Source organism: Streptomyces sp. XY006, assembly GCF_002237655.1.
GTDB lineage: Bacteria > Actinomycetota > Actinomycetes > Streptomycetales > Streptomycetaceae > Streptomyces > Streptomyces levis.
Map to the genome: position 1 here is coordinate 120403 of NZ_NOKT01000015.1, position 15496 is coordinate 135898.

Sequence of the window (15496 nt, forward strand, 5' to 3'; positions counted from 1 at the left end):
CGGCGCGCACCGGGGTGCCTCCGTGAACCGGAGGCGGGCACCCGGCGCGCGCCGTGCGAGGAAGCGGCGTCAGGCGTTGCTGCGCCGACGCCCGGCGAGCACGCCGTAGGCGACACCCGCGGCGCCGACGACGATGCCGACGATGCCCAGGACGCGGGCGGTGGTGTCCGTGCCGTCGGAGGAGCCGGAGTCGTGCGCGGCGGTCTCGGCGGAGGCCTTCTCGGCCGACTCGGCGTCGGCGTCCTCACCGGCCGCCGAGCCGTGGTGCCCGTCCTCGGAGGCGGCGGACAGCTCCAGCACGGGGGCCGGGTTGTCGGGCTCCTCCTGGCCCTCCTGCGGCACCTCGATCCAGCGGACGACCTCCTTGTTGGAGTACGTCTGCAGGGCCTTGAAGACCAGCTGGTCGGCGTCCTCGGGCAGCTGGCCGACGGAGAGCGGGAACTTCTCGAAGTAGCCGGGCTCGATGCCCTTGCCGTCGGCGGTCCAGGTGACCTTGGAGACCGCCTCGGTGATCTTCTCGCCGTGCATCTCCAGCGGCTTGTCCAGCTTGGACTTGGTGACCTCGATCTTCCAGCCGGGCATCGGCTCCGGCATGACGGAGGCCAGCGGGTGGTCGGTCGGGAAGGTGACCTCCAGCTTGGTGGTGGAGGCGTCGTCGCGCTCGTTCGGCACCTTGAAGTCGACGACCGCGTAACCGCCCTTGGCGGCCGTGCCCTCGGGCTGCACGGAGACGTGCGCGAAGGCGGGGGCGGACAGGGCGAGAACGGTGAGACCGGCGGCGGCACCGGCCGCGGCGATACGGGAAGCCTTCATGGAAGGGAGCACTCCGCTGTGAGTCGGGATGAGGAAGAGGGATCGCGCACGCGCGCGTGCCGCACGACGGCGGCCCCTCCTCCCGGGCGTCCGGGGACCCGTGGGTTCGGAGAACCAGGGTTCCGGGACGGCACAGCGGTGGTGGTCGCGTCGCGTCAGGCGGCGAGGGCGAGTGCGGCTGCGGAAGCCGTCGCGGCGGGCGGGCCCCGCCGGATCACCGTGTGCTGGAGCGCGGCGGTGCGGGGCATCGGGGGCACGGGCCGCGCGGCGTGCGCCGGGCGCGGGCTCGCCTCGGGCGCGCCGGGGAGCCCGGCGCGCAGGGCGCGGACCAGTGCGAGCGCGGCCCGCAGCGAACGGACGGGCGCCCCTTCGGCGACGCCCTGCGCCGACAGTTCGGCCAGGCGCAGCACCGCCAGGTCGCCGCGGCGCAGCAGCCAGCCCGCGGCGAGCGCGGCGAGGACGTGACCGAGCAGCATCGGCAGGGACGGCCACAGCGAGACCGACGCCCCGGACGCGGCGTCCGCGGCGAGGTGCGCGTGCGACCCCGTGGACGGCTGCACCCGGGCGTCGGTGAGGATCCTGTGGGCCTGCGCCGGACTGATCGCCGCCGCCGTCGTGCCGCACACGAACCGTGCGGCCTGCTCGACCAGTGCGGCGTCGCTCACAGCCGCCGGCCGGGGCGCGGCGACGGCGGCCGTGCCGTGCTGGCCCAGGCCGAACAGCGTGTGCAGCACCGTCTGGCCGACCGCGAGCAGGGCGGCGATGCCCGGCAGGGTGCGGGAGCGCCCGGCGAGCGGGACGGCCACCGCGGTCACGCCGAGGAACCCGGCGCCCAGTGTCCACAGCGGGATGCCCTCGCAGGAGGCCAGTGCGTGACCTGCCCCGGCCAGCACGACGCAGACCGCGGCGAACACCGCGGCCCGCAGGATCCGGAGCCTGGCTCCGGAGCGTGTCGTGGACGTGTGGGGGGCAAGCATGGCGGGCTCATCATCGCACTGGCCCCGTGGGTCCCGTGCGGCAGGTCCACAAGATGCCGTACGACCGGAACATCACGTTCTGGCGTGGCGCGCCCCCGGTTGCGCCGATCCGTGCTCCCCCGCCGCACCGACGCACGCCCCCACATACACCGATCAGGACCAGCGCGCATCCGCCGTATGGGCGGCATCACGTCGACTTCGCGCTTACAGACGGGCACGGAGGGCAATACGTAACGGTATGTCGAGCCGCGGCCAGGAGGCTGGAGCATGAGCATCTGGTGGTCACTCCATCTGCGGCGCGAAGCCGCGAGCGTGCCCCTCGCCCGCCGCCTGCTGATCGGCACGATGGAGACCGCGGGCGTGGACCCCGACATCTCCTACGACCTCTCCGTCGCCCTCAGCGAGGCCTGCGCGAACGCCGTGGAGCACGGCGGGGACACCGGGCGCGGCCCCGGTTCGGAGGCCTATCGGGTCACCGCCTACCTGGACGGCGAGAAGTGCCGGATCGAGGTCGCCGACGCGGGCCCCGGATTTCCCGCTGCCGCCGCCGGCCGGTCCCGCCCTCCGGTCCGGCAGGCCCACACCGACGCCGAGAACGGCAGGGGGCTGTGTCTCATCGAGGAGCTCGCCGACCATGTGCACATCGGCAACAAGCCGGGCCGTGGCGGAGCCGTGGTGAGCTTCGACAAGGTCCTCAAGTGGCGCGAGGACGCACCGCTGATGGCGGTCTGACCTGCGGCGGTCGCACCTGCGGGACGGGGCGGTGTTTCACGTGAAACACCGCCCGCACACAAGCGAACCCGGAAGCGAACCCGGACGACGCCCTACAGCGCCCCCCAGTCCAGCGTCGTCCGGGCCAGCCCGGCCACCTCCGTGAGCAACGCCAGGCGCGCCGCCCGAAGGGCCGGGTCCGGGTCCATCACCAGAACCTCGTCGAAGAACGTGCCGATGGCCTCGACCAGCGGGGCGGAGACCTCGATCAGCGCGCCGAGGTCGTCCTCACGGCCCTCCAGGGCCTGACGCACGGTCTGCACGCTCTCGGCGAGACGCAGTTCGGCGGGCGCGGTCAGCAGGGACGGATCCGCCGCGCCGACACCGTCCTCGGGGAGGATCCGCACCACCCGCTGGAACGCCGCGGCGAGCGCCTCGAACGCCTCGCTGCCGACATGCCGCTCCAGCGTGGCGAGCGTCCGGTCCCCGTGGGCGGGACGGTCCGCCCACACCAGCACGGCCTGCACCAGCCGGTGCTCGTGCCCGGCGTCCGTGAGCTGCTGCTCGTAGCGCCGGGTGATCAGCTCGGCGGCCTCGGCGACCCGGTCGGCGGGCACCGCGACTCCCTGGGCGGCGTACCGCACGGCCGCGGCACGCAGTCCGTCGCCCACCCGGATCCCGGCCACGGCCGGCACGTTGCGCAACACGTTGAGCAGGCCGATCGCGGCCCGCCGCACCCCGTACGGATCGGAGCTCCCGGTCGGTGCCGCGCCGATCACGAACATGCCCGTCACCAGGTCGAACCGGTCGGCGAGCGAGAGCACGGCCCCCGCGTCCCCGGCGGGCAGCGCGCCCCCGGCGGACCGCGGCAGCTCCATCTCCGCCAGCGCCCGGGCGACCTCGGGAGACTCACCGGCCCGGCGGGCGTACTCCTCGGCCATCACCCCGGCGAGACCGGAGAACTCGATCACCATCTGCGAGGCCAGATCGAACTTGGCCAGCGCACCGGCCCGCCGTACGACCTCCACGGCCTCCTCCGGCAGCCCGGCGCGTCCGGCCAGGTCCAGGGCGAGGGACCCGAGCCGCCCGGCGCGGTCGGCGACCGTGCCGAGCCGGTCCTCGAAGGTCAGCTTGTCCAGCCGGCGGCGGAACTCCTCGGGCGCCACCTTCAGATCCGCCCGCCAGAAGAACGCGGCGTCCTCGTAGCGGGCCCGCAGCACCGCCTCGTTGCCGGCGCGCACCACGTCGTCGTCGCACAGGGCGTTGGCGAAGGTGACGAAGTACGGCATGAGGCGGTCGCCGTCCATCACGGGCAGATAGCGCTGGTGCTTGCGCATCACGGTGGTCAGAACGCTCGCGGGCAGTTCCAGGTAGCGCTCATCGAACGACCCGCGCACGGCGTAGGGGAACTCCAGGATGTCGGTGATCTCGTCGATCAGCCCGGCCTGGCCCTCCACGTCGATCCGTCCGCCCACCTCGGCCGCCGCCTCCAGGGCCCCGCGCACCACCGCACCGCGCCGGGCCTCCCGGTCGAGCAGGATGCCGTGCATGTGCAGGAAGTGCGGGTAGCCCTCGGCGGAGGTCACCCGGACCTCCGGGTAGGGAGCCTGCCGCTGCACCCGGGTCGTGTCGCCCGAGGAGAGCGAGGAGACCACCACGGGCAGGGGGGTACGGCCCAGCAGCGCCAGCAGCCAGCGCACCGGACGCGAGAACGACAGGCCCGGGTCGCTCCACCGCATGTTCCGCCCGGCGCGCAGCCCGGACACCACCTCGGCGAGCAGGTCGCTGAGCACCTCGACGGCCGGGCGCCCCGGCTCGTGCCGGGTGAGCGACACGTACTCGGCCCCGTTGAACTCGACGATCCGTACGTCGGACGGTTCGGCGCCCTGACTGCGGGCGAAGCCCTGCAGCGCGGGCGTGGGGGCGCCGTCCTTGAAGGCGGCGGCGACCTTGGGGCCGCGCACGGTCCGCACGGTGTCCCGCTCGCGCGGCTGCACGCCGTCGACCGTGATCACGATTCGGCGCGGGGTGGCCATCACGGTGATCGCCCCGTGCCCCAGCCGCGTCTCGGCGAGCTTCGCGGTGACCGACTCGCGCACCGCCTCGGTGGTGGCGACGACGTCGGCGTAGGGCAGTTCCTCCACACCGATCTCGAACAGCAGCGTCTCGGTGCCGGGCACCTTGGGCAGCGGGGCCCGTACGGCCGGGGCGGGCGCGGGCGCGATCCCGAGGGGATGCTCCAGCGCCGCCCGCCGCTTCTCCCACAGCTTGGCCGACTCGTGGGTGAGGCCGCGCATCAGCGCGAACGCCTTGGCCCGCTCGGTGGTGCTGATCGCGCCGCGCGCGTCGAGCACGTTGAAGGTGTGGCTGCACTTGAGCACGTACGTGTACGCCGGTACGGGCAGCTCCAGGTCCAGCAGCCGCCGGGCCTCGGCCGCGTAGGCGTCGAACAGCCGGTGGTTGGTGTCCAGGTCGGCGTCGTCGAGGTAGTACCGGCTCATCTCGTACTCGTTCTGCCCGAACACCTCGCCGTAGGTGATGCCCGGCGCGTAGGCGATGTCCTTGAAGTGGGACACGCCCTGGAGGTTCATCAGGATGCGTTCGAGTCCGTAGGTGATCTCCACCGACACCGGGTCCAGCGCGACACCGCCGACCTGCTGGAAGTAGGTGAACTGGGTGATCTCCATGCCGTCCAGCCAGACCTCCCAGCCCAGCCCCCAGGCGCCGAGCGCGGGGGAGGCCCAGTTGTCCTCGACGAACCGCACGTCGTGCGCGTTCAGGTCGACGCCCAGGGCGCGCAGGCTGCCGAGGTACAGCTCCTGCGGGTTGCCCGGGTCGGGCTTGAGGATCACCTGGAACTGGGTGTGGGTCTGGAGGCGGTTGGGGTTCTCGCCGTAGCGCGAGTCGTCCGGCCGTACGCTCGGCTCCACGTAGGCGACGCTCCACGGCTCCGGGCCGAGCACCCGCAGGGCCGTGGCCGGGTTGGCCGTACCGGCTCCGACCTCGGTGTTCAGCGGCTGCGTGATCATGCAGCCGTTGTCGCTCCAGTACTTCTGCAGGGTGAGGATGGCGTCCTGCATGGTCAGTGCCGTCTGAACGTTCTTCATGGTGATCGCGCCCGTCCCCGAATCGGCCCGGCAAGGTCGGCCATGATCTCACACGTCAACTTGCGCTGACCTGCTGTTATTTACGGGCGCCCGGTTCCCGGGCGCCCGTGCGGACGCGGGGAGTCAGGCCTTGAGCCCGGCCATCCACGCCTCGACCTCGTCGGCGCGCCGGGGCAGCGCGGCGCTGAGGTTGCGGTTGCCGTCCTCCGTCACAAGGATGTCGTCCTCGATCCGCACGCCGATGCCCCGGTACTCCTCCGGCACCGTCAGATCGTCGGCCTGGAAGTACAGCCCGGGCTCCACCGTCAGGCACATGCCCGGCTCCAGCACGCCGTCCACGTAGGTCTCGGTCCGCGCGGCGGCGCAGTCGTGCACGTCCATGCCCAGCATGTGGCCCGTGCCGTGCAGCGTCCAGCGCCGCTGCAGCCCGAGCTCCAGCACCCGCTCGACCGGGCCCTCGACGAGCCCCCACTCCACGAGCCGCTCGGCCAGCACCCGCTGCGCCGCGTCGTGGAAGTCCCGGTACTTCGCGCCGGGCTTCACCGCGGCGATCCCGGCCTCCTGGGCCTCGTACACGGCGTCGTAGATCTTGCGCTGGATCTCGCTGAACCGTCCGCTGACCGGCAGCGTGCGCGTGACGTCGGCCGTGTAGTACGTGTGCGTCTCCACGCCCGCGTCGAGCAGCAGCAGGTCGCCCGAGCGGACGGGGCCGTCGTTGCGCACCCAGTGCAGCGTGCAGGCGTGCGGGCCGGCCGCGGCGATCGTGCCGTAGCCGACGTCGTTGCCCTCGACGCGGGCGCGCAGGAAGAACGTGCCCTCGATGTAGCGCTCGGAGGTCGCCTCGGCCTTGTCGAGGACCTTCACCACGTCCTCGAAGCCGCGCACGGTCGAGTCGACCGCCTTCTGCAGCTCGCCGACCTCGAAGGAGTCCTTGACCAGGCGCGCCTCGGAGAGGAAGACCCGCAGCTCCTCGTCGCGCTCGGCGGTGACCTTGTCGGTCAGCGCGGCCTCGACGCCGGCGTCGTAGCCGCGCACCACGCGCACGGGGCCGGTGGCCTCGCGCAGCTTCCCGGGCAGCTCGCGCACGTCGGAGGCGGGGATGCCGTACAGCTTCCCGGCCTCGGTGAGGGAGTGGCGGCGGCCGACCCACAGCTCGCCCTGGCCGTCCAGCCAGAACTCGCCGTTCTCGCGGTCGGAGCGCGGCAGGAGGTAGATCGTCGCCTCGTGGCCCTCGCCCCTGGGCTCCAGGACCAGGACGCCGTCCTCGGTCTGGTTGCCGGTGAGCCAGGCGTACTCGACGGAGGCGCGGAAGGCGTACTCGGTGTCGTTCGAGCGGGTCTTGAGGTTGCCCGCAGGGATCACCAGACGCTCGCCCGGGAAGCGCGCGGACAGCGCGGCCCGGCGGGCGGCGGTCTCGGCGGCCTGGGGGATGGGGTCGAGGTCGCGCAGCTCGGTGTCGGCCCAGCCGCTCTTCATGTTCTCGGCCAGCTCGTCGGACACGCCGGGGTACAGTCCGTTCTTCCGCTGCTTGATCGGCTCTTCGCTCTCGTCCGGGATCGCCGGTGTGAGCTCCTCGGCCACGGTCATCCTCCTCGATACGCCACTGGACCACCGTCCACTGTACGGCCGGGCGGAAGAGGGCCCGGGCCGGTGACGAGGAGCGTTACTCGAAGCGGGCCGCCAGCAGCACCACGTCCTCGGCCCCGTCCGCGGCGTCCAGCCCGTCCGGCAGCACGCTGCGCAGGACGTGGTCGGCGATCGCGCCCGGGTCGCTGCGCAGGGCCCGGGGCACCCCGGCGGCGGCCGCGTGCAGCCGGGCGAAGGCCCGGTCCGTGGCCTCGCCGGTGCGGTGCAGCAGCCCGTCGGTGTAGAGCAGAACCGTCTCTCCCGGTTCGGCGAGGACCTCCACGCTGGGCGCCTCCCAGCAGGCGAGCATGCCGAGGGGGGCGGAGACGGAGGTCTCCACGTACTCCGTGCGGCGCTGCCCGATCAGCAGGGGCGGGCTGTGGCCCGCGCCGGCCAGCGTGATCTTGCGGGCGGCCGGTTCGCAGTAGCCGAACAGGGCGGTGGCCGAGCGGGCCGGTTCGGTCAGCCGCAGCAGCAGCTCCAGGTCGGACAGGACCGCGACCGGGTCCTCGCCCTCCATCACGGCATAAGCGCGCAGGGACGCCCGCAGCCGCCCCATCGCCGCGACGGCGCTGGGGCCCGCCCCGGTGACGGAGCCGACGGCGAGACCGAGGGCGGCGTCGGGCAGCGGCAGCGCGTCGTACCAGTCGCCGCCGCCGCGCGGGCCGGTGCGGTGCCGGGCGGCGAGCTGGACACCGGCCACCCGGGGCAGCCGGGAGGGCAGCAGCTCGTCGGACATGGTCGCCATGGACGCGCGCGTGCGCTCCAGTTCCAGGAGGCGGGCCAGGTGCTCGGCGGCGTACCGCGCGTAGAGGCCGGCGAGGTGGCGCTGCCGCTCGCCGGGCTCGGCGGGTTCGTCGTAGAGCCAGACGGCGGCGCCGAGGCGGCCGGTGGCCTCGGGGGTCAGGGGGAGGGCGTAGCTGGCGGCGTAGCCCAGGCGGGCCGCGACCTCGCGGTGGCGGGGGTCGAGTTTCTCCTCGGCGAAGAGGTCGGGCTCGGCGATCGCGTCCTCGCCGCCGGGCAGGCCGTCGAGGATCCGGCCGTGGGACAGGGCGCTGCGCGGGACGGTCTCGATGTGGCCGAGGTCGGCACGGGCCAGGCCCAGGCCGACGGTGGTGTCCGGGCCGAGTCCGTCGGCCGGTTCCAGGACGACGAGGCCGCGGCGGGCCCCGACGAGGGCGGCGCCGGCCCGCAGCGTCTCCTGCAGCGCCTCGTCGAGCACGGTCGTGCGGGCCAGGCGTTCGGTCAGTTCGTGCAGCGTGGTGAGGTCGGACACCCAGCCGGCGAGACGGTCCTGGAGTACCGCGCCGGGTGGGGCGGGTGGGTTTGCCGGGGCGGCCGGGGAGGTACCCGCGACAGGCGCGACAGTGTGTGCGGGGGCCGGAACCGTTGAATCGATTCCAGCCACTTTCGCAGGGTGCGGGGCGTTCATGGCGTCCGGCCTTCCGACCGGCGCGTACTGCTCAAAAGCATCGCAAACCCCCATGTCATTCTGCGCCGCCAGCAGTGTCTCCACATGTACACGCACTCGTGAGGAGATGTCCAGCATTGTCCTGCCGGGATTCCTGGTGTCCGTGAGGTCCGAGAGAACAACTTCCCTTCCTCTTGCGGAAATGCAAAGTTGGCTTAAAACTGCCGCAGGGGACGGCTTATTGCGGTCGACTGGGCTTGCTCGACGGAGCGTCACAACGGTCGTGATGGGTACGTACTCGGAGAAGGCCAGGGGTGGTTGGGAACCACCCGGAACCTGGTGACGGAACCGGGCGTCCTATCCACCGACGACCGTGCCCCATCCTCCCGTGGCGGAGGCGGAGAGAAATACGCGCGACGGCAAACGCCATACTTCGCCACCCCTACGCCACGCCCGTGCTTTTGACCGACGCAGTATGGGCGGGACGGCCGCGGAGGCAGCCCTTGCTCGACCCATAGGGGTTCCCCTTGCTTCAAGCAGGGGTGTGATGCGCCAACAGGTACGCACAGTGAAGTGATCGACACATGTTGTGATGTGGACCACGGTGTTGCCAGGCGTGCAACGGAAAGGACGAGCGCTCATGCGCGAGATCCCTGGAAGGCGACGCAGGCTCCTGTTCCAGCGCAGTGACGGGAGGCCTGAGCCGATCGGCGCGGCCCTGACCTACGCGACGGAATGGCAGTGGCCCGTACTGCCGGGCGTGGCGGCGGACCCGCAGGGGCACTCCCGCTGCAGCTGCCCCGACCCCGACTGCACGGTGCCCGGCGCGCACCCCTTCGACCCTGGCCTCCTCGCGGCCACCACCGACGGGCGCATGGTGCGCTGGTGGTGGAGCAACCGGCCGACGGCGCCGATCGTCCTGGCCACCGGTGGCAAGGCCCCCTGCGCGGTCTCCCTGCCGGCGCTGCCGGCGGCCCGGGCCCTCGAAGCGCTCGACCGCACGGGCATGCGGCTCGGCCCGGTCGTCGCCTCGCCCACCCGCTGGGCGATCCTGGTGAAGCCGTACTCCATGGAGCAGCTCGGCGAACTGCTCTACGCCAAGGACTTCGTGCCCGGCTCCCTGCGCTTCCACGGCGAGGGCGGCTATCTGGCCCTGCCGCCCTCCGAGACGGGCCAGGGCGAGATCCGCTGGGAGCGGGCGCCGCTGCCCGGCTCCGCCTCCCCCTGGGTGCCCGACGTCGAGGCCGTGGTGGACGCCGTGGTCGAGGCCCTCACTCGTACGGGTGTGAGCGCGCCCGAGTTCTAGGGACGTCGGGCGCGCCGGGCGCCGCACACGCCCCGGCGCGTTAAGTTCCGGGGCCATGCCGCGTCATTCCCGGGGCCGCCGCCGGGACCCCCGTAAGACCCGACTGCTCGCTCTCGCGGGCGTCGGAGTGGCCTGCGCGGTCGCCCTGCCGCTGGCGGTGGCGGCAGCCGGGGCCGTGCGGTCCGAGGGGACCCCGAGCGGTACGTCCGCTTCCGGCGCGGACCACCTCGCGCGGCGTTCCTCCCCGCCCGACGGCAAGGCTCCCGGGGCGTCCGCCGCCGTCCCGCGCCCGCCAGGCTTGGGCTTGCCGGCCGCCGTGCGCTGCGGTCCCGAACTCTCCTCCCCCGACGGCGTCGAGGCGCAGACCTGTGTGATGAGGCAGGGTGCGCGGACCTGGGCGCGGACCTACTACCGCAACGCCACCGGCGAGGCGCTGGACGCCGCGCTCACCCTGATGGGGCCCGAGGCGCGCACTGTGCGGATCACCTGTGCCGTGGGCGCCGAGGACGAGCCGGGCACCTGCGAGACGCCGCGGGAGCCCGCACGGGGCGAGCCGGCGGCGTACACGGCGGTCACGGAGTTCGCCCGGCGGGCCGGACAGGGGCCGCTGCTGCTGCGCTCGGGAAGCAACTCGCCCACGGAAACGGGCAGTTGACGCGCCATCGCGTTGCGTCAGCGTACGGGCCCATGAAAAGACCCGGTTGCTGGCGACGGGGGATGCACCAGCAACCGGGCTACAGGAACGGTAACAAGAGATCGGCGGTTCGCAAATTCGATCTCGCCCTTTCCAGTCACCGACTGGCTTGTCCGCGACGGGAGTTGTGATCCGTCGGGGGCGCGGGAGACCGGCCGGCCGGTGCCCCGGCCGGCCGTTGCGCGTGCCGGGTCTCAGCTCAGCGTGACCTGCCGGTTGGTGAGTCCGCCCCGGGCCCGGCGCTCGTCCGCCGTCAGCGGCGCGTCCGTGGCCAGGGCCGTCGCGAGGCGCTCGGCGAACTCCGCCGCCGGCTTCTCCACGTCCTCGGCCGAGACGCCGCTCGGCAGGTCCCACACCGGCACCGTGAGCCCGTGAGCGCGGAAGGAGCCGACCAGGCGGGTGCCCTCGCCGAGGCTGGAACGGCCCGCGGCGTGCAGCCGCGCGAGAGCGTCCAGAAGCTGCTCCTCCGGGTGCGGCATGACCCAGCGCAGGTGGTTCTTCTCGGGCGTCTCGCACCAGTACGCGGCGTCCACGCCCTGGAGCTTGACGGTCGGGATGGCGGCGGCGTTGGCCCGCTCCAGGGAGGCGGCCACCTCCGGCGTGGCGTTCTCCGGGTCCGGGACCCAGAACTCGAAGCCGCTGTGCACTTCTGGCTCGAAGCCGCCCTCGGGATCGAGCAGGTCCTGCAGGCGCGGACCGTCGGCGGGGGCGCGGCGGCCCTGCACCGGCGTGCCCGGCTCCGCTTCCAGGGCGCGCAGCAGCGTGTCGGCGAGGTCGCGGCTGATGTCGCCCGAGGACGTGTCGTTCTGCAGGCCGAGCAGGACCGAGCCGTCGTCGCGGCGCAGGGCGGGCCAGGCCATCGGCAGGACCGTGGCCAGCGTGACCGCGGGGACGCCTTCGGGGAGGCCGTCCTTCAGGGGCAGCGCGACCGTGGCCGCCGGGACCAGCTCGCGCAGGGCCACCCAGTCGCACTCGCCGGGCAGGCCCTCGAAGGGGCGGCGCACCAGCTCGGTCACGGCGTGGGCGGCGGCGCGGCCGTGGCACGCCTTGTAGCGGCGGCCGCTGCCGCAGGGGCAGGGTTCGCGGGCGCCGACGACCGGAACGTCTCCCTCGGCGCCGACGGCGCCGCCCGTGGTCTGCGGGCGCTTGGCCTTCGTCTGGGGTCGCTTCTTGGCCATCGATGGATCTCCCGGTTACGGCTCGTCTCGTACGGTCGCGAGCCTAGCCGTTCGTGCCCCGCGGGACGGGGTCCTGTGGACAACGCCGGGTCCCGCGGGGCGTACCGGACTCGGTCGGTCGCGGCACGTCCAGGTCGGGGCGGGCCGGGGTCGGCCCTGGTCGGCGTGTGCCGGGCTCAGTCCATGTCCTCGAAGGCGTCCGCGAAGTCCAGGCCCGGTATCCGGGACACGGACGGGGCCGTGACGCGGGTCGCGAAGTCGTCACGGCGGTGACCGGCGTCCGGGTCGTGCACGTCGTCGTGGACGACGACCCAGACCGTGACCTCGCCGCGGACGTCGTCCCGGACGCCCCAGTCGTCGGCGAGCGCGGTGATGATGTTCAGCCCGCGGCCGCCGTGTGCCGTGACGGACGGGGTCGCGGGGGCGGGGCGGGTCGGGCCGCCGCCGTCCGTGACCTCGACGATGAGCCGGCCGGCCGGGTCCACGCGCCAGGCGGCCCGGACGTCGCCGTCACCCGCGAGCGCGTCGCCCAGGGGCCTGCCGTGCTTGCACGCGTTGCTCAGAAGTTCGGAAAGGATCAGCACGGCGTCGTCGATGACCGATTCCGCCACACCGCCGCTGCGCAACTGCGCCCGCATACGGTGTCTCGCTTTCCCCACGCCCGCAGGGCCATGGGGTACGGCCATGCTCGACGACGTGGGCACCTCCTGTGCCACCACCAACGCCACCCCCGAGACCTCCTTCGCCCCACGCCACGGTGTGGATGCCCCATTGGCCTGTACCGGAAACCGGCCAATCCACGTCCGGTGACGCACTCACCACGGTCGAACACGGAGCGAACGTGCCGGAGCACTCCTGGTGACCGCGTGGCTGGAAATCGTCGGTGTGGCCGAGAGGGGAGCATCCCGTCGGTCGAGGGGTGAGGTCAAGAGGTGTGCGGGGGTCTGGTGGGACATGTGAGGCCGGCGGAGCCGTGGAGTCGTGGAGCCGTGGAGCCGTGGAGCGGGTGGAGCGGGTGGAGCGGGTGGAGCGGGTGGAGCGGGTGGAGCGGGTGGAGCGGGTGGAGGGGGTGGAGCAGGTGGAGCCGGTGCCCGGTGTCAGCGGCCCAGCTGATCGAGCACCGCGCGCGGGCGGTTGGTGATGATGGCGTCGACGCCCAGGCCCACGCACAGGTCCACGTCCTCGGGCTCGTTCACGGTCCACACGTGCACCTGGTGACCGGCCCGCTTCAGCCGCTCGATGTGGGCGGGGTGGTTGCGCACGATCCGGACCGAGGGGCCCGCGATCCGCACGCCCGGGGGCAGCCGGCCGTCGCGCAGCCGGGGTGTGACGAACTGTGTCAGGTGGACCGTCGGCAGGGTCGGCGAGGCGGCACGCACACGGTGCAGGGAGCGGGCCGAGAAGCTCATGACCCGGATCCGCGACTCCTCCGGCGAGGCCGGAGCGTCCAGGCCGAACCGCTTGAGCAGGGTCAGCAGCCGCTCCTCGACCTGTCCGGCCCAGCGGGTGGGGTGTTTGGTCTCGACGGCCAGGTCCACCGGGCGCCCGGCGTCGGCGACGAGTTCCAGCAGCCGCTCCAGGGTGAGGACGGAGGTCGCCTCGCGGTCCTCCGGGCGGTGCTCCCAGTCGGGTTCCTCGTCGCGCCCCTTCCAGGCGTCGCGCGTCTTCCAGGAGCCGAAGTCCAGGGCGGCGAGATCGGCCAGCTCCAGGGCCGAGACCGCGCCCCGGCCGTTGGACGTACGGTTGACGCGTCGGTCGTGCACGCACACCAGGTGGCCGTCGGCGGTCAGGCGCACATCGCATTCGAGCGCGTCCGCGCCGTCCTCGATCGCCTTGGTGTAAGCGGCCAGGGTGTGTTCCGGGGCGTCCTCGGAGGCGCCGCGGTGGGCCACGACCTGAATCGGATGCTGTCGTGCGTGGGTCACCGCGTCATGGTGCCACCGCGCGTGGGTACGCGTCCGGTCGGACGGACCCGACGGATGGGCGGGGCCGTACGGAGGCACTGGGATTGCATCCCTTTCGTCAGTAATGACCTATATAAAGAATGGCCCCGGACCCACAGCCACCGCTTATGGTGCTCTGACGGCCTGTGGGAAAAGCTGACGGCATACAAATACAAGGGACAAGCACAGCCGTATCGCGCCGAACCCGTCGGCCGGCGTGGACGCGTGCGACCCAGTGCGACCCAGGACGAACTGCCGTGGACCGAGGAGAGAAGCTGTGAGCACCGAGAACGAGGGCAACGCGGTACCCCCCGCCCCGTCCGCACCCCCCGTGCCGGTGGACGCTCCCGCTGCTCCGGCGCCCCAGGGGTCGTACGGACAGGGCGCGCCCGGTCAGACCGGTCACCCCGGCGTCGCGCCCGGTCAGACCGGTCAGTCCGGTCACCCCGGCGTCGCGCCCGGTGAGGCCGGTCACCCCGGCGTCTCCTCCTCCGCCCCGGACCCCTCCTGGCCCCCGCCCCCGCCGCCGGCCGGTGCGCACGACGGCGGCGGCTCGGGCCCGGGCGGCTGGGGCGCGTCGTACCAGCAGCCGGCGCCGAAGTCCGGCCGCGGGCGCGGCGGGCTGGTCGCCGGGGTCCTGATCGCCGCGCTGGTCGCGGGCGGTCTGGGCGGCGGCCTCGGCTACACGCTGGCGAAGAACAACGACGACAGCACCGGCTCGACGACCGTCTCCGCCTCCACCAGCGGCGGCGACGTCAAGCGCGACCCGGGCACGGTCGCGGGCGTGGCCGCCAAGGCCCTGCCGAGCACGGTCACGATCGAGGCCGAGAGCACCAGCGGCGAGGGCGGCACCGGCACGGGCTTCGTCTTCGACAAGCAGGGCCACATCGTCACCAACAACCACGTGGTGGCGGACGCCGTGGACGGCGGCAAGGTCACGGCCACGTTCCCGGACGGCAAGAAGTACGACGCCGACGTGGTCGGGCACGCGCAGGGTTACGACGTGGCGGTCATCAAGCTGAAGGACGCTCCCGGTGACCTGAAGCCGCTCACCCTCGGCGACTCGGACAAGGTGGCCGTCGGGGACGCGACCATCGCGATCGGCGCCCCCTTCGGCCTGTCCGACACGGTGACGACGGGCGTCATCAGCGCGAAGAACCGCCCGGTGGCCTCCAGCGACGGCAGCGGCAGCCAGGCGTCGTACATGAGCGCCCTGCAGACCGACGCGTCGATCAACCCGGGCAACTCGGGCGGGCCGCTGCTGGACGCGCAGGGCAACGTCATCGGCATCAACTCCGCGATCCAGTCCACCGGCAACGGCGGCTTCGGCACCGGCCAGTCCGGCTCGATCGGCCTGGGCTTCGCCATCCCGATCAACCAGGCGAAGTACGTCGCCCAGGAGCTGATCCGGACGGGCAAGCCGGTGTACGCGAAGATCGGCGCGTCGGTCTCCCTGGACGACAGCTCCGACGGCGCGCAGATCACCGACCAGGGCGCGGGCGGCTCGGCACCGGTCGAGCCGGGCGGCCCGGCCGCGAAGGCGGGCCTGAAGCCGGGCGACGTCATCACCAAGCTCGACGGGCACGTGATCGACTCCGGCCCCACGCTGATCGGTGAGATCTGGACCCACAAGCCGGGCGACAAGGTCACGATCACCTACGAGCGCGACGGCAAGCAGCGCACGACCGAGGTCACCCTGGGCTCCCGCGTCGGCGACAACTGACCCCCAC

12 protein-coding genes are annotated in these 15496 nt (G+C 73.0%); 4 read left to right on the plus strand and 8 right to left on the minus strand.

What is annotated here, in order from left to right:
* Positions 1 to 69 precede the first annotated feature (69 nt).
* Entirely contained in the window at positions 70 to 813 is a 744-nt protein-coding gene (locus CHR28_RS19085; RefSeq protein WP_094054859.1) for a YcnI family copper-binding membrane protein, read from the minus strand.
* A 155-nt stretch (positions 814 to 968) separates the two neighbouring features.
* A complete protein-coding gene (locus CHR28_RS19090) occupies positions 969 to 1790 on the minus strand; it encodes a hypothetical protein (RefSeq protein ID WP_094054860.1) in 822 nt (273 codons plus the stop codon).
* A gap of 267 nt (positions 1791 to 2057) precedes the next feature.
* Here CHR28_RS19090 and CHR28_RS19095 point away from each other — a divergent pair, with 267 nt between their 5' ends.
* Positions 2058 to 2522, plus strand: coding sequence for an ATP-binding protein (locus CHR28_RS19095; RefSeq protein ID WP_094054861.1), 465 nt, complete (start codon positions 2058 to 2060; stop codon positions 2520 to 2522).
* Positions 2523 to 2614: 92 nt separating this feature from the next.
* Here the strand turns inward: CHR28_RS19095 and CHR28_RS19100 are convergent, their stop codons facing one another.
* The 3 genes from CHR28_RS19100 to CHR28_RS19110 form a co-directional block, all read right to left on the minus strand.
* Positions 2615 to 5608 carry a glycine--tRNA ligase gene (locus tag CHR28_RS19100; protein WP_094054862.1) on the minus strand — a complete coding sequence of 998 codons (2994 nt, stop codon included), beginning with the start codon at positions 5606 to 5608 and terminating at the stop codon, positions 2615 to 2617.
* 123 nt (positions 5609 to 5731) lie between these two features.
* Positions 5732 to 7189: an aminopeptidase P family protein gene (locus CHR28_RS19105; RefSeq protein ID WP_373453363.1), complete on the minus strand. Its 1458-nt coding sequence runs from the start codon at positions 7187 to 7189 to the stop codon at positions 5732 to 5734.
* Positions 7190 to 7271: 82 nt separating this feature from the next.
* Positions 7272 to 8783: a PP2C family protein-serine/threonine phosphatase gene (locus CHR28_RS19110; RefSeq protein ID WP_094054864.1), complete on the minus strand. Its 1512-nt coding sequence runs from the start codon at positions 8781 to 8783 to the stop codon at positions 7272 to 7274.
* 502 nt (positions 8784 to 9285) lie between these two features.
* Between CHR28_RS19110 and CHR28_RS19115 the strand changes: the two genes are divergently transcribed.
* Both CHR28_RS19115 and CHR28_RS19120 read left to right on the plus strand, forming a co-directional pair.
* Positions 9286 to 9951, plus strand: a complete 666-nt coding sequence (locus CHR28_RS19115) for a bifunctional DNA primase/polymerase (protein ID WP_094054865.1) — start codon at positions 9286 to 9288, stop codon at positions 9949 to 9951.
* A 55-nt stretch (positions 9952 to 10006) separates the two neighbouring features.
* A complete protein-coding gene (locus CHR28_RS19120) occupies positions 10007 to 10606 on the plus strand; it encodes a hypothetical protein (protein ID WP_094054866.1) in 600 nt (199 codons plus the stop codon).
* A 233-nt stretch (positions 10607 to 10839) separates the two neighbouring features.
* On the opposite strand, the gene CHR28_RS19125 is transcribed toward CHR28_RS19120, so the two are convergent.
* From CHR28_RS19125 to CHR28_RS19135, 3 genes are all read right to left on the minus strand, one after another.
* Positions 10840 to 11823 carry a DUF5926 family protein gene (locus CHR28_RS19125; RefSeq protein WP_094054867.1) on the minus strand — a complete coding sequence of 328 codons (984 nt, stop codon included), beginning with the start codon at positions 11821 to 11823 and terminating at the stop codon, positions 10840 to 10842.
* A gap of 176 nt (positions 11824 to 11999) precedes the next feature.
* The gene (locus CHR28_RS19130) at positions 12000 to 12638 is read right to left on the minus strand and encodes an ATP-binding protein (RefSeq protein WP_094054868.1); all 639 of its coding nucleotides are present in this window, start codon (positions 12636 to 12638) and stop codon (positions 12000 to 12002) included.
* 282 nt (positions 12639 to 12920) lie between these two features.
* The gene (locus CHR28_RS19135) at positions 12921 to 13748 is read right to left on the minus strand and encodes a glycerophosphodiester phosphodiesterase (protein WP_094054869.1); all 828 of its coding nucleotides are present in this window, start codon (positions 13746 to 13748) and stop codon (positions 12921 to 12923) included.
* 295 nt (positions 13749 to 14043) lie between these two features.
* On the opposite strand from CHR28_RS19135, the gene CHR28_RS19145 reads away from it, so the two are divergent.
* A complete protein-coding gene (locus tag CHR28_RS19145; protein WP_094054870.1) occupies positions 14044 to 15489 on the plus strand; it encodes a S1C family serine protease in 1446 nt (481 codons plus the stop codon).
* The last annotated feature ends 7 nt before the right edge of the window (positions 15490 to 15496 follow it).

Bases quoted from the DNA above. Each gene is read 5' to 3' on its own strand.
- CHR28_RS19085 (WP_094054859.1), bottom strand. From the start codon at position 813: ATGAAGGCTTCCCGTATCGCCGCGGCCGGTGCCGCCGCCGGTCTCACC.
- CHR28_RS19090 (WP_094054860.1), bottom strand. From the start codon at position 1,790: ATGCTTGCCCCCCACACGTCCACGACACGCTCCGGAGCCAGGCTCCGG.
- CHR28_RS19095 (WP_094054861.1), top strand. From the start codon at position 2,058: ATGAGCATCTGGTGGTCACTCCATCTGCGGCGCGAAGCCGCGAGCGTG.
- CHR28_RS19100 (WP_094054862.1), bottom strand. From the start codon at position 5,608: ATGAAGAACGTTCAGACGGCACTGACCATGCAGGACGCCATCCTCACC.
- CHR28_RS19110 (WP_094054864.1), bottom strand. From the start codon at position 8,783: ATGCTGGACATCTCCTCACGAGTGCGTGTACATGTGGAGACACTGCTG.
- CHR28_RS19115 (WP_094054865.1), top strand. From the start codon at position 9,286: ATGCGCGAGATCCCTGGAAGGCGACGCAGGCTCCTGTTCCAGCGCAGT.
- CHR28_RS19120 (WP_094054866.1), top strand. From the start codon at position 10,007: ATGCCGCGTCATTCCCGGGGCCGCCGCCGGGACCCCCGTAAGACCCGA.
- CHR28_RS19125 (WP_094054867.1), bottom strand. From the start codon at position 11,823: ATGGCCAAGAAGCGACCCCAGACGAAGGCCAAGCGCCCGCAGACCACG.